This is a genomic window from Rheinheimera mesophila, assembly GCF_000986865.1.
Lineage (GTDB): Bacteria > Pseudomonadota > Gammaproteobacteria > Enterobacterales > Alteromonadaceae > Pararheinheimera > Pararheinheimera mesophila.
The window spans coordinates 1-13,799 of the sequence record NZ_LAVS01000098.1; the positions used below are offsets into that span (position 1 = coordinate 1).

At 46.9% G+C, this 13,799-nt stretch carries 12 protein-coding genes and 2 tRNA genes; 11 read left to right on the forward strand and 3 right to left on the reverse strand.

The window, feature by feature from the left end:
• Window positions 1–240, forward strand: a 240-nt coding sequence (locus SD53_RS18825; protein WP_046521505.1) for a hypothetical protein, incomplete at its 5' end; no start/stop codon positions are given.
• A 339-nt stretch (window positions 241–579) separates the two neighbouring features.
• Here SD53_RS18825 and SD53_RS17560 read toward each other — a convergent pair.
• Both SD53_RS17560 and SD53_RS17565 read right to left on the reverse strand, forming a co-directional pair.
• Window positions 580–656: transfer RNA gene (locus SD53_RS17560), tRNA-Met, on the reverse strand.
• A 91-nt stretch (window positions 657–747) separates the two neighbouring features.
• Window positions 748–824 (reverse strand) — tRNA-Met (locus tag SD53_RS17565).
• 241 nt (window positions 825–1,065) lie between these two features.
• Here SD53_RS17565 and rlmKL point away from each other — a divergent pair.
• The 5 genes from rlmKL to rmf all read left to right on the forward strand — a co-directional run bounded on the left by rlmKL (window position 1,066) and on the right by rmf (window position 7,483).
• Complete coding sequence (rlmKL, locus tag SD53_RS17570; RefSeq protein ID WP_046521506.1) at window positions 1,066–3,198, forward strand: bifunctional 23S rRNA (guanine(2069)-N(7))-methyltransferase RlmK/23S rRNA (guanine(2445)-N(2))-methyltransferase RlmL; 2,133 nt, start codon at window positions 1,066–1,068, stop codon at window positions 3,196–3,198.
• Window positions 3,195–3,428 carry a glutaredoxin family protein gene (locus SD53_RS17575; protein WP_046521507.1) on the forward strand — a complete coding sequence of 78 codons (234 nt, stop codon included), beginning with the start codon at window positions 3,195–3,197 and terminating at the stop codon, window positions 3,426–3,428. Before rlmKL ends, SD53_RS17575 begins: the two co-directional genes overlap by 4 nt.
• A gap of 6 nt (window positions 3,429–3,434) precedes the next feature.
• Window positions 3,435–5,345: an ATP-binding cassette ATPase Uup gene (gene uup, locus SD53_RS17580; protein WP_046521508.1), complete on the forward strand. Its 1,911-nt coding sequence runs from the start codon at window positions 3,435–3,437 to the stop codon at window positions 5,343–5,345.
• Window positions 5,346–5,357: 12 nt separating this feature from the next.
• Window positions 5,358–7,004, forward strand: a complete 1,647-nt coding sequence (locus SD53_RS17585; protein ID WP_046521509.1) for a DUF3466 family protein — start codon at window positions 5,358–5,360, stop codon at window positions 7,002–7,004.
• Between the two features lie 296 nt (window positions 7,005–7,300).
• Window positions 7,301–7,483: a ribosome modulation factor gene (gene rmf, locus SD53_RS17590; RefSeq protein ID WP_046521510.1), complete on the forward strand. Its 183-nt coding sequence runs from the start codon at window positions 7,301–7,303 to the stop codon at window positions 7,481–7,483.
• 197 nt (window positions 7,484–7,680) lie between these two features.
• Here rmf and SD53_RS17595 read toward each other — a convergent pair whose 3' ends face one another.
• The gene (locus tag SD53_RS17595; protein WP_206539974.1) at window positions 7,681–9,990 is read right to left on the reverse strand and encodes a TonB-dependent receptor domain-containing protein; all 2,310 of its coding nucleotides are present in this window, start codon (window positions 9,988–9,990) and stop codon (window positions 7,681–7,683) included.
• A gap of 261 nt (window positions 9,991–10,251) precedes the next feature.
• Between SD53_RS17595 and SD53_RS17600 the strand changes: the two genes are divergently transcribed.
• The 5 genes from SD53_RS17600 to SD53_RS17620 all read left to right on the forward strand — a co-directional run bounded on the left by SD53_RS17600 (window position 10,252) and on the right by SD53_RS17620 (window position 13,785).
• A complete protein-coding gene (locus tag SD53_RS17600; RefSeq protein WP_046521512.1) occupies window positions 10,252–10,902 on the forward strand; it encodes a LysE family translocator in 651 nt (216 codons plus the stop codon).
• Between the two features lie 35 nt (window positions 10,903–10,937).
• Window positions 10,938–11,474, forward strand: coding sequence for a YaeQ family protein (locus tag SD53_RS17605; RefSeq protein WP_046521513.1), 537 nt, complete (start codon window positions 10,938–10,940; stop codon window positions 11,472–11,474).
• Window positions 11,475–11,573: 99 nt separating this feature from the next.
• On the forward strand, window positions 11,574–12,491 hold the full coding sequence (trhO, locus tag SD53_RS17610) for an oxygen-dependent tRNA uridine(34) hydroxylase TrhO (protein WP_046521514.1): 918 nt from the start codon (window positions 11,574–11,576) through the stop codon (window positions 12,489–12,491).
• Window positions 12,492–12,652: 161 nt separating this feature from the next.
• Entirely contained in the window at window positions 12,653–13,192 is a 540-nt protein-coding gene (locus SD53_RS17615; protein ID WP_046521515.1) for a cytochrome b, read from the forward strand.
• A gap of 17 nt (window positions 13,193–13,209) precedes the next feature.
• Window positions 13,210–13,785 carry a YceI family protein gene (locus SD53_RS17620; RefSeq protein WP_046521516.1) on the forward strand — a complete coding sequence of 192 codons (576 nt, stop codon included), beginning with the start codon at window positions 13,210–13,212 and terminating at the stop codon, window positions 13,783–13,785.
• Window positions 13,786–13,799 lie beyond the last annotated feature (14 nt).

The following is a 13,799-nucleotide window of genomic DNA, read 5'->3' on the forward strand; positions in this document are numbered from 1 at the left end:
GTTATAGCCTTATTAACCATTTCGTTTTTTTTAGTTTCATGCGGAAAATCCGAGAAGGACGTAAAAGCAGCTGAAATGCTTTATCACGAATGTGTTAGCAATGGAGTGGAATACTTCAAGGAAATAGGGGCTTATCCCACACTACAATCTGAGCCGAATAAGGGACGACACGCTATTGAAGTGGCCCGTGAGCGATGTGAGCGGGCTCCGGCGACCGCTTTCTCTAGGCCAAATCAATAAATAGAGCGCCATAAAATTACAAAATAACATTCTGCAGGTATAACCTCGTAAGCAAAAGAGGCACAGCGAAGAACCAGAATTGGCTTTGACCGTCATTCGCTCCTTGCAGCCATCACGTATTTCAGAGGGGGGCTTTTGAACGGTCAAACTCCAAATTTCAGACACAAAAAAACCGACTATTAAGTCGGCTTTTTTAAAGTTGGTTGCGGGAGCCGGATTTGAACCGACGACCTTCGCCACGGGGTTATAAAGAGGAGACCGACGGGCTACCAGGCTGCTCCATCCTTTCAAGCCCTAAATTTAAGGCACAAAAAAACCGACATTAAGTCGGTTGATTGTTGGTTGCGGGAGCCGGATTTGAACCGACGACCTTCGGGTTATGAGCCCGACGAGCTACCAGGCTGCTCCATCCCGCGTCCGTAACTTAACACCGAGCAGTGTGTGTTAAGTATCTACTGCATTCACGTTATTCACTTAAATATTCAAACTAAATTTGTTTGCTTAAGTTGGTTGCGGGAGCCGGATTTGAACCGACGACCTTCGGGTTATGAGCCCGACGAGCTACCAGGCTGCTCCATCCCGCGTCCGTGTTTGCGGGGCGCATAGTAGAGCTTTTGCCATGGCAGTGCAAGGCTTAATTCTGGTAAATCTGCAAGAAACTGACTGACTGCGCAATTATTAAACGCATAGAGCATTAAGCATACGATCTGGTTGAGTTCTTAACCGAGTACAACGCAAATCTTTGTTTTTGAGCTGAAAAACATCCCAATGCTTTCGAAAGCGCTTCTGTTATAATGTGCGCCATTTTATTGCAGGGCAGATCATATGTTGGAATTCTGGGCCTTAACATCCAAAGGTGTTGAAGAGCTGTTGGCGGACGAAATCCGTCGTTATCAGGGCGAAGTGATTAAATTAGGCATGGGCGTGGTGCGCTTTAAGGCTGAACTTAAAGATGCGTATCAGCTATGCTTATGGTCGCGTTTAGCAACCCGTATTTTGCGCCTGGAACAATCCATCGACATTGATGCCAATTCAGACCTGTATCAGGTGGCTATGCGCATTAACTGGCCTTCGTTAATGCGGATGGAGCAAAGTTTTGCCGTCGAGTGTGTCGGTAAACACCCCACCATCGACAACACCCAATATGGTGGCATGCGCGTCAAAGACGCCATCGTAGACCAGTTCCGCGAGCGGTATGAGGCACGACCTAATGTCGACCGTATCGACCCGGACGTGCGGTTTCAGGTGCGTTTAGAGCGTCAGCATTTTCATTTCTTGCAGGATTTCTCAGGCCCATCCTTACATCAGCGGGGTTATCGCAAAGAGCAGGGGGACGCGCCATTAAAAGAGCATTTAGCTGCGGCTTTATTAATTCGCTCCGGCTGGAAGGCGGATCAGCCCTTGTACGACCCATTTTGTGGTAGCGGTACTTTATTAATAGAAGCTGCGCTGATGGCACGTCAGTTAGCGCCTGGCTTAAAGCGTGAAAAGTTCGCTTTTGAAAGCTGGGGCGATCATCAGCCAGAACTCTGGCAACAATTACGTGCTGAAGCTTTAGGCGCACGTCAGGCCATAGCCGAAGGCGTGACTTTTGTCGGGAGCGATACCGATGAGCGCACTTTGCAAAAGGCCCGTCAAAACGCGGCCCGTGCTGGTGTAGCGGACTACATTGAATTTATTACCCAGGATGCGACCCAAATTCAGTCGGCCGTCTGCGCCGGTAAAGGCGTGATTATCACTAACCCGCCCTACGGCGAGCGGTTAGGCGACTTGCCACAGCTTATTCCTGTCTATGCGGAATTCTCCTTAGGCCTGAAAAAACATTATCAGGGCTGGCGTTTAGCCATTATTACCTCAAGCCCGGATTTATTGCGGGCGTTGAAGCTCTCCAAAGCCAAAAGTTATAAGTTCACCAACGGTCCACTGGACTGTGAATTTACTATGTTTGATTTGACCGAACAGCAAGTACAGGTCAATGCGAATAGTCAAACTGCAGCTTTGTTTTATGCGGAAAGTGAATCTTTTGGTAATCGGCTGAAGAAAAACGTCAAGCAGCTCGAGAAGTGGGCCAAACGCGAACACATCAGTTGTTATCGAATGTACGATGCTGATATTCCGGAATACAACGTGGCGGTTGACTGGTATGACGGCGAAGTAGTGATCCATGAATACGCCGCGCCTGCTAATGTCGATGAACAAATAGCGCAAAAACGTTTGTTTGATGTGGTGAACTTAGTGCCCAAGGTGCTTGGCATTAGCAGTGACAAACTGGTGTTAAAGGTCCGTGAAAAACAAAAAGGCAAAGAGCAGTATCAGCCGCTAGCCAAGGCCGGGCAGTACAAAGAAGTCACAGAGTACGGCGCTAAGTTTTTAGTCAACCTGCGTGATTATCTCGATACCGGCTTGTTTTTAGACCACCGCGTCACCCGTTTGGCGATTCAACAGCAAGCCAAAGGCAAAAAAGTATTGAATTTATTTGCCTACACAGGCACAGCGTCAGTTCATGCCGCTTTAGGTGGCGCTTTGTCTGTGACTACAGTGGATATGTCCAATACCTATCTGGACTGGGCTAAACGCAATTTCCTGATCAATGGTTTGGAAGGTAAGGCCTATCAGTTTGTGCAGGATAACTGCCTGGATTGGCTAAAAGGCTGTAAAAACCAGTTTGATTTAATTTTTGTCGATCCTCCGACCTTTTCCAACTCCAAACGGATGGAGGATACCTGGGATGTACAACGCGATCATGTTAAGTTGCTGACCATGGTGGGACGTTGTCTGGCACCCAATGGCAAAGTGATTTTCTCCAACAACAAAAGACGGTTTAAGCTGGATAAAGCCGCGCTGGAAGAGGCGGGTTGGACTATTAAAGATATTTCAGCGCAAAGCCTGCCAGAAGATTTTAAGCGTAACCCGCATATTCACGTTTGTTTTGAGCTGTTAAAACGGGTTGAAGCATGAGGTTAACGCTTTACAGCACCTGGGGTTGTCATTTATGCGAACAAGCCGAGCAGCTTTTGCTGCAGGCAGGCCTCGCAGGTGCTGTGGAAATTATTGATATTGTGGACGATCCGGCGGCCTTCGAGCGTTATCGCGTCCATATTCCAGTGTTTAAAGTGAACGAACAGGAACTGTTCTGGCCCTTTGACCTTGTACAGATAAAACAACTGCTTGCGCAGTCTGCAGGATAATACAGAGTGGAATTATTACGTTTTCAGCAAGCCAGCCTGGCTTTTGGTACCCATCCGATTTTAGATAAAGTGGATTTCAGCTTATTCGCTGGAGAACGGGTCTGTTTAGTCGGTCGTAACGGTGCGGGTAAATCGTCCTTTTTAAAAATTCTGACCGGACATCAAAATCTGGATGACGGCCAGGTGGTACGGCAAAATAATTTAGTCATCAGCCGCTTAGAGCAGGACCCGCCAGCCCGGGTGGATATTAAGGTGGCGGATTTTATCCGGGAAGGCGCTGGTGATTTAGCCGAAAAACTGCAGCGTTTTTACCAGTTGGCCGATCATTTTTCTGAGGCGACAGAAGCCGAACAACGTGAATTTACTGCTTTACAGGCGGAGCTTGATACCCGTCAGGGCTGGCAGTTAGAAAGCCGGATTGAAGAGCTGTGCCTGCAGTTTGAAATGGACCCCAATACCACACTTGCTTCATTATCCGGTGGCTGGTTGCGTAAGGCCGCGCTAGCTAAAGCCTTGGTGTCGCAGCCAAACGTGCTACTGCTGGACGAACCGACCAACCATTTGGATGTGGCGGCTATTCAGTGGCTGGAACAGTTTTTTCTGAACTTCAAAGGCGCCATTATTTTTATCTCGCACGACCGGGCTTTTATCCGTGCTTTGGCCAGCCGTATTATCGATTTAGACCGTGGCGAGCTCACTTCGCATCCGGGTAATTACGCCGAGTATCTGGAGCGTAAGCAAAAGATGCTGGAAACCGAGCAGCAGCACAATGCACTCTTTGATAAAAAGCTGGCCGAAGAAGAAGTCTGGATCCGTCAGGGCATTAAAGCCCGCCGCACCCGTAACGAAGGCCGGGTTCGGGCGTTAAAAGCGCTACGGAATGAACGCGCGGCCCGTGTTGAACAAATGGGCAAAGTGGAATTTGCCATTGAGCAATCGCAAAAATCCGGCAAGCTGGTGTTTGAAGCCAAAGGGGTGAATGTCAGCTTCAAAGGCGAAGCGGTGTTAAAAGACTTAAACCTCCTGGTGATGCGGGGCGACCGCATCGCGCTGGTGGGCCCGAATGGTGTAGGTAAATCGACCTTAATCAAAACCTTACTGGGTGAATACCAGGCCGACAGCGGCGAGATTAAGCGCGGCACAAACCTCGAAGTGGCTTATTTTGACCAGCACCGTATTCAGTTGGATTTAGACGCCACAGTGCAGGATAACGTTGCCGATGGCAAACAGGAAATCACCCAAAACGGCCAGACCCGCCATGTGTTAAGTTACTTGCAGGACTTTTTATTTGCACCAGCCCGGGCCAGAACGCCGGTGCGGGCTTTATCGGGTGGTGAGAAAAACCGTTTATTACTGGCACGTTTATTCGCCAAACCCAGTAATTTATTGATCCTTGACGAACCAACCAACGATTTAGATGTAGAAACTCTGGAGCTGCTTGAGGATATTCTGCAGCAGTATCAGGGCACTGTATTATTGGTCAGCCACGACCGCGAATTTGTCAATAATACAGTCACCAGTTCACTGTATTTTGCCGGTCAAGGCAAAGTGGTGGACATAGCAGGTGACTACGAAGATGTGGTCGCTTACCAAAAACGGCAGCAGAACCAGGTAAAAGCTGTTGCAACAGTGCAAAAAAGTGTAAAAGCTGTCGAAGAAAAGCCAGTTGAGCTTTCATCCAACAGCAGTAAGAAGTTATCATACAAAGAGAAACGTGAACTGGAACTATTGCCCGCTTTAATCGAGACGCTTGATGCAGAATTAAGTGCCTTGCAGCAGCAAGTGAATGATCCACAGTTTTTCCGGCAAAGTGCCGAGAGCACCCAAAAAACGTTGAACCTATTGCATGAGACCGAGTCGAAGCTCGCGCACGCTTATGAGCGTTGGGAACAATTAGAAGCATTAAATCAGCAGTAACAGGGGACCTGAATGAGATTATCGCCCGTAGTATTAGCCTTATTACCCGGCCTGGCCGCCAGCTCAGCCTATGCCGCTGTTTATCAGGTTCAGGAGTTGCCGGAAGTCAGCACTGTTCAATCTCAGTTTGCTGCAGCTATCAATGACAATGGTGATGCGGTAGGTAATGGTAGTTTTATCTACAATTTTCCGGTTGATGTCAGCCGCTTAGATTTTGAAGATGCCAGTTTGACCGCCTTGTTAACGGCAGAAGAAATTGAACAGGTCAAATTAGGTAATGTTACTGCTGCTGCATTAACCAAACTGTTAGGCTACCTACGTACTGCCAATAACAACGGCAATTACACTATCCAGCGTTACAGTGATGTTCTGGCCTTAAATTTAACCACAGGCGCACAGGTGAAGATCCGTGAGCAGGCTGCTGTCCCGACCAACAGAGAATACATTTACGATATTAACAACAGCTCAAATGCAATTGCTTTAGCAACCACGCCTTTTACACTGCAAAGTTTTACTCCAGCGGCCACAGAAACAACCCCGTCACCTGAAACTGTCGAGTTATGGGTACCGGATTTAGGCTATATCAAGTCTTACGTCGTCAATGGCAATAGCGTCACGGCCTTACCTATTCCTTATGAGGAATTGGGGGGCGGATTTTCCAATGCGGTAAAAATCAGCGAATCAAATTATATCGCTGGCTCAGGTAGTGTCGGCATGGACGAGACCACCAAAGAAGCGATAGAGACCGCCTGTAAGGGCGAAACAGCACCAGTTAATATCTGCTACTACAGTGCAGCACCCACGGCGTATTATGAAAGAGCCTTAGTCTGGAAGATGAATGAATCAGGCCAAATTTCTGCTCCTGTAGAGTACGGCTTCTTAGGTCCGGTGATCGAGGGCTCCAGTTTGTCTGGCTACATCAGTCGGGCGTTATCTGTCAATGATGATGGCATAGCTGTTGGTTTTTCTACCTACACAGACGCAGAGCGTCGGGTGAGTCCAACCCATGCCACAGTGTTTGATGAGGGCGAAGTGTCTCCCATTATCAATCCACTGGACTGGGATTTCAGTTCGGCAAATGATATCAACAATCAAAACATCATCGTCGGCAGCGCCAATAAGCGCTTTAACGGCATAGCCCGTAACCGGATGTTTATCTTTGATTACAATACCAAAACTGTAACTTATCCCAATGGTTTTTTCAGTAGCTCTGGCACCTTGCCATCTGCTATTAACGAAAATAACCTGGTGGTGGGTGCGGCGGAGATAGTGCCTGAAGACGGTACGACCCGCAGGCAAGTGGCGTTTTTATACAACATACAAGACCAAAGTTTTGTCGATTTAAATACCTTATTGCCCTGTGGCACTAAGTTTAATCTGGTCGAAGCCAAAGACATCAATAACAACAACGAGATTATCGCTAATGCTATTTTCTCCGTTGAGCAGCGCGACAGTAAGGGTGAATTGGTCAAAGACTCTGCTGGCAACCCCGTGATGGAAAACGTGACGCGTCCGGTGAAATTAACACCTGTACCTAACGGCACTATTGAAGACTGTAACGTAGCCGAAGAGGTAACTTATGAACGTCAAGGTGGCTCTTCAGCTTGGTTCAGCCTGTTGCTGTTGCCTTTACTGATGCTCAGAAGACGCTTGAAGTAACGGCTATTGCGTCTGATAAAACCTGCTCCGGCAGGTTTTTTTAACTTTGAATTTCAGCCCCGGCGCCTGATGATCCAGACTCTATGCTGCAAAACGCTGAGCGCATAACGGTTTGCCAGGTAATATTTCAAAAAAAATAAATTATTTTGTCATCAAATCTTAAATAAGTTCAGTTCTTTACTTAATGTCAATAGGGGGCAGCTAAGTTTATTAGTGGAACCTTTTGGGCAACTCAACTATCTATTAAAGTGCAACGCAAGTTGTTTGTTATTTATCAGATCGAGGAAGATTGCCTTATGAAAAGACAGAAAAGAGATCGTTTAGAACGTGCTCATGCTCAAGGTTATCGCGCCGCTGTCACAGGTCGCTCAAAAGAGATTTGTCCTTATCAGAATTTAGACACCAGATCGCAGTGGCTCGGAGGGTACCGGGAAGCGATGGAAGACAAAGGGATTGGCCTGTTTGCCAGAGGTCAATAATTAACGAATTCAGATAACAAGGCCCCGATAACCGGGGCCTTGTGCGTTTTGGCTGCTGAACAGTTCTATTTATACCCAAAGTAATTGGAGTTGCAGCGAGGCGACAAGAGCGTGAGACCCCAGGAGCATAGTAGACCTATGTGGCTGGGGCTATGCTCGCAGTCAACAAAGCTGCGGCTTCAAGTACGAAGGGTATACTAGAAGCGGGCTTTCAGACCTAAAGTAAAAGAGCGGCCCGGCAGAGGCGCATCTTCTTTGATAAAGGAGCTGTGCACAAAACCAAGTTCGTCTGTCAGGTTGTTGGCTTTGGCAAAAGCTGTCAGGTCCAGATCGCTCAGATTAAAGTAATAACTGAAGGCGAAGTCGAGGATCTGATAAGAGCCTGTGCTGCTTTCTCCCTCTGCGATCCGATTTTGTTTCATATAATGAGTCCAATCCAGGCTGGCAGACCAGTCTTGCGCTGAATAACTGTAGCCAATGCCTGTTTTCACAGGTGGGATCCGGGGTAAATTACCGCCGTTGTCCAATTTTGCCCGGACGGAGTCGATAAAGAGCTCCAGCTCCTGCTCAGCGGTCAGTTGATAAGCCATAGCGAATTCAGCGCCATATAGGGTAGCGTCTTGCTGCCGATACTGGAAAATGGCGAATTCTTCGTCCTCATGGGCGTGATCAGGGTCTTCTTCATGACCTTCGTCCTCATGAGCGTCCAGATCAGCCATGGTTAAGCCCGAATCCTGCATATACAGATAATCATCAACTTTGTTGTAGAACAGGTTGTAGGTGAAGGTGAAATCTCCTTCAAACTTACGCAGCGTCAGATCAATGTTATTTGCGACTTCTTTTTTGATATCAGACGCTGATTTGCTGATTTCTCCGTCGTCATCCAACGCATAAGCCAGACCCAGTTCATAGGTTTGAGTAGCAATGTGGGCACCGTTGGAATATAGCTCTGCTGCGCTTGGAGCACGCTCTGAACGACTGACCGATAAGGCCCAGTTGTAACCTGGTTGGAAATTCCAGACTAAACCGGCAGACAGACTGCCAGCGGTAAAATCATTCTTTACGTTTTCAGCGGCGTGTTGTTCTTCTGCTTCGTCGTCATGATGATGTTCAAATTCAATGCCTGAAGCTTTGTATTGCACCTGCTCGATGCGAGCGCCTAACTGAGCAGTGACCTCACCGAAACTGCGTTCTTCCAACACAAATAGTGCATGAGAGTCGGTTTTTGTGTCCGGTGTAAAAGCTTCATCACCTATGGCCTGATAATCACTGTTTTGTAAATGATAACCCACCACACCATGCCAACCCGCGAAGGTTTCATGTTCAGCGGTGAAGCGACTTTCAATGCTGTCATTTTTAAAACTGGTTCCTATCGCGCCATCTTCAATTTCATGATGCTGATAGCGGGTCAGGGCACTGTTAAAAGACAAGGTTTCAACACCTGCGAAAGGTTTGTACAGTTCACCAGCCAGACCGTATCTGTCTTGTTTTACCCGGGCAAACACACCCGCTTCCTGATGACCTTCCTCTTCTTCATGTTCTTCACCTTCATGCTCTTCTTCGTGCTCTGCATGATGGTGATGGCCAGGAATGCCATACTCGCTGTCAATATGACCGATAGAAAAGCCCAGTAAGCCTTTGTCGGTGATCCAGCTTAATCCACCATTGACGGCCGAATTATCCAGCCATGAGTTGGCGAGTTTATCGCTGTTTTCGCCTTCATCATTGGTAAAGTCGGGGACATCATAGTCATTGGTTTTGCGTTTGAATCCATCAAAATGCCAGGCGACCTGCTCCTGCCCACCATCGTGAGCTAAGGCTGCTGTTTTCTCATCAGCACCTGAGCCATAGCGGGTCTCAATTTGCGTATTGGCAGGGCGTAGCTGACGCGGCAGTCTGTTGTCTACCACATTGACAACACCACCCACAGCGCCGCTACCGTATAACAAGGTTGAAGGACCACGCAGCACTTCAATCTGCTCAGTGGTTATGGCATCCGCACTGATCGCATGATCCGGGCCAATACGGGATACATCTGCCGTATCCAAACCGTTGCTTAAAATACGGACTCTCGGGCCATCCAGGCCACGTAAAATAGGGCTTGCCGCGACAGGACCGTAATAGTTGCTGTGAACACCAGGCAAAGACTTCAGTGTTTCGCCTATGGTCGGTTCGGTTTTACGGCTTAGCTCTTCACCAGACAACACAGACACCGGATTTGCCATTTCCAGATCGTAATGATGCAAACCGGAAGCTGCGACGACAATACGCTCAAGACCACCAGCCTGAAGCTGCACGGTAAGCTGGTTAGTTTGTGTTGCGCTGACCTTAATAAATTGATCGCCATAGCCTTTGGCCGAGATATGTAATTCCGAATCAGCCGGCGCCTGAATAGTAAAACGGCCGTCTTTATCGGCGTACACATATTGCTGGCGACCATGCACGTGTACTCTGGCCTGTTCAATGGCTTGTCCATCGCTGTCCAGCACAAGCCCTTGAATGGTCATGTTTTGGGCTTGAACCTGCGTAGAAAAGACGGAGGCGACCAGCAGTGCCACTGGAGAAAGTTGAAAAAGAGAAGGGCGCATCGAAAAACCTTTTTTGCGTTAATTAATCAGTGTGATGTTATAACATTTTTGCGGATTCACCATCGAAGTGCAAGTACTTTTGTGATGAAGTAACATTTTCTCGAGATTTTACTTCGAAACACTTTCGCCTCATGTTTTAATAACCACTGAATAATCCAAGAAAAATCAAAAGGATAAAGCATGGAGTTTTGGCCTGAGTTTATTTTAATCGCCTCTGTGCACTTGGTGGCTGTCGCCAGCCCCGGGCCTGATTTCGCTATTGTTTTACGTTATGCGGTGCGTTATGGACGCCATGTTGCTTTGGCTGCCAGTATGGGTATAGGAATGGCGATTTTTTTACATGTCTGCTATTCATTGCTGGGCTTGGGCTTGTTGATAAAAACTACGCCCTGGCTGTTTACCTTGTTTAGTCTGCTGTCAGCCAGCTATCTGGCTTATATAGGCTGGCAAGCTATTGGTAGTGGAGTGCCAGTCAATTCCACGTCAGAAAGCGTGGCAGAGCCGTTTTGTGAAACGCCATCCATGCTCAAAGCCTTTAGTTCAGGCTTTGTTACTAATGGCCTGAACCCCAAAGCCACTTTGTTCTTTTTATCACTTTTTGCCGTCATTATTTCGCCGCAGACACCAGTTTCGTACAAAGTGATCTACGGCTGTTATATGGCTTTTGCGACAGCAGCCTGGTTCGCTTTTTTATCTGTGATCTTAACCCGCGACAATATAAGAACTTTTTTATTAGCCAAAGGATATTGGTTTGATCGTTTAATGGGTGTTGTATTGCTGGCATTGGCTATGCATCTGATCTACGGCGCAATTCAATCTCAGCTACACTAATCAGAGGTTGTTGCCGATACCAACGAGGTGTCTGTATGCAAGTGGTCAGTAAAGTGATTCGGCTGGATCTGAATTATGCGTCAGAGGTCAGCCATGTGTACCAAAAACGTACCTGTTACATCGCGCCTTACAAAACAGAGCTGGCTGAACATTTTGCCCGTCGCTTGCTGGCTTATCTGTCTTTTTTCGAAGTCTCCCCTCAACTGGCAAAAGCAGAAGGAGCCGGTAAAACACCCGATCTTTATGTCAGTGATGCGACAGATCATATTAAACTCTGGTGTAACGTTGATTTACTCAGTGAAAAGCATATGCAACGGGCCAGCCACCAGGCCGATCAGGTTGTACTGTTTCTGGATGAGGAGGATCAACGTAAAGTAAAAAGTCAGTACAAACAGCACTTTAGTAATGTGCAGTTTCATACCTTGTCGCATCAACAGCTATTGGATTTTTGCAGTATGCTCAAAAGTCATATGCAGTTGGATTTATGGCGTGAAGATGACAAGTTACTGATCACGGATGGCGAGCAAACTTTTGAATTGCCTTTGATCCAATCAACCGTGACTCAGCATTAAGCCAGACTTACCTTGTTATTTCATTTTCTGTAGCTATAATAGCGGCCCGTATTTTTGCCCCGGATTTACGGTCCGGCTTTGCAGAAGGTGAGTCAATAAATGTACGTTGTTGCTGCTTTATATAAATTCGTCGCTTTACCTGATTATGTCGCGTTGCGCGATAACCTTTATCAACACCTGGTACTGAATAAAGTCAAAGGCACTTTGCTGCTGGCCGAAGAAGGCATTAATGGCACTATTTGTGGCCCGCGTGCAGGCATAGACGCCATGTTACAGTGGTTTGCCGCAGATAGCAGGTTTGATGGCATGTCTTATAAAGAGTCTTTTGCTGATGAGCAGGCGTTTTACCGCACTAAGGTCAAGCTGAAAAAAGAAATTGTCACTATGGGCGTGGAAGGCATCAATCCAGCCCACATAGTCGGCACCTATGTCAAAGGCGAAGCCTGGAATCAATTGATTTCCGACCCTGAGACTATTGTCATTGATACCCGCAACGATTACGAAGTGGCCATCGGTACTTTTAAAAATGCCATTAATCCAAATACCAGCAGTTTCCGTGAATTCCCGCAGTGGGCGCAGCAAAATCTGGACAAAACGAAGCACAAAAAAGTGGCTATGTTTTGTACCGGTGGCATTCGCTGTGAAAAATCTACCGCCTTTTTGAAAGAACAAGGCTTTGAGGAAGTGTACCACCTCGATGGCGGTATCCTGAAATACCTGGAAGAAGTACCAGAGCAGAACAGTTTGTGGCAGGGCGAGTGTTTTGTGTTTGATCAGCGTGTAGCGGTCAAACATGGCCTTGAACAAGGCAGTTATGATCAGTGTTACGCCTGTCGTATGCCGTTGTCGCAGGATGAGATGAAATCACCACTTTATGTTCAGGGGCTAAGTTGTCCGCATTGCCACGATAAAATTACGCAAGAGCAAAAAGCGTCATTTGCAGAGCGTCAAAAGCAAATTGCTTTGGCCAAAGAGCGGGGTGAACAACATATCCGCGACGGTAAAGTTGAATTCTAAACTCTGCTATCTTTGAAAAGAGCCTTTACGGCTCTTTTTTTATATCTACAGTTTGGCTATTGCAGACTGATCTTCTATTAAATAGAACAAAATGTGCTTATTTTTGTTATTTTAAACCATCTTCTGGAAAGATAAGCTATTTCTATCAAGAGAGGTGAGTTATGACATCTGAAACGAAAGGATACGATCGCACCAGCAGAGTGTTGCACTGGTCAGTGGCTGCGATAGTGATAGGACTGTTTGCGTCAGGTTTTTGGATGGTGGATTTAAGTTACTACAGTAGCTGGTACAGAACTGCACCTTTTTGGCATAAAAGCGTGGGGGTGTTGTTGTTCCTGATGATGGGATACAGAGTGCTATGGCGGCTTTTGAATGGCACAGCCACACCTTTAGCCAGTCACAGTAAAGCCGTACAACGTGTCAGTCATCTTACCCATTTACTGTTGTATGTACTGATCTTTTTGATTATCTGCAGTGGTTACCTGATTTCTACTGCAGATGGCCGGCCGATAGAGGTGTTTGGTCTGTTTGACTTGCCTTCGGCAGGTGAGCTTTTCGCTGAACAGGCTGACAGGGCAGGTGTAGTGCATAAATTCGCCGCTTATGGCTTGATTGCACTTGCTGTTATACATGCTTTGGCTGCGCTGAAACATCATTTTTTTGACAAAGACGAAACGTTAAAACGTATGCTCAACCCTTAGTGTAAAAGGAGATCGAAATGAAAAAACTATTCATAGCCAGCCTGATGGCATCGATGTTAGCAGCACCAGCTTTACAGGCTGCAGAGTATGAAATTGATACTCAAGGCGCTCATGCTTTTATTCAGTTTAAGATCAGCCATTTGGGTTATAGCTGGTTGTATGGTCGTTTCAATACTTTTAAAGGTAACTTCAGCTACGACGCTGCCAAGTTGGCTGATTCTAAAATTCAGTTAGAAATTGACACCAAAAGCATCGATTCGAATCATGCGGAGCGCGATAAGCACTTGCGCAGCCCGGATTTCCTGAACGTGGATAAACATAGCAAAGCAACTTTTGTTAGCACCAAGATAGTGCCAAAAGCCGGTGCTGATTTTGATGTGGTAGGTAACTTCACGTTAAACGGCGTAACCAAAGAAATCGTCATTAATGCCACTAAGCTGGGTGAGGGCTCAGACCCATGGGGCGGTTACCGTGCCGGTTTTGCTGGCACTACCAGCATCAACTTAGAAGATTTCGCCATTAAAAACATTCTTGGCCCAGCCTCTGCTACAGTGCACTTAGATCTGAGCGTGGAAGGCATTAAAAAGTCTTAATTCCACATTGAGAC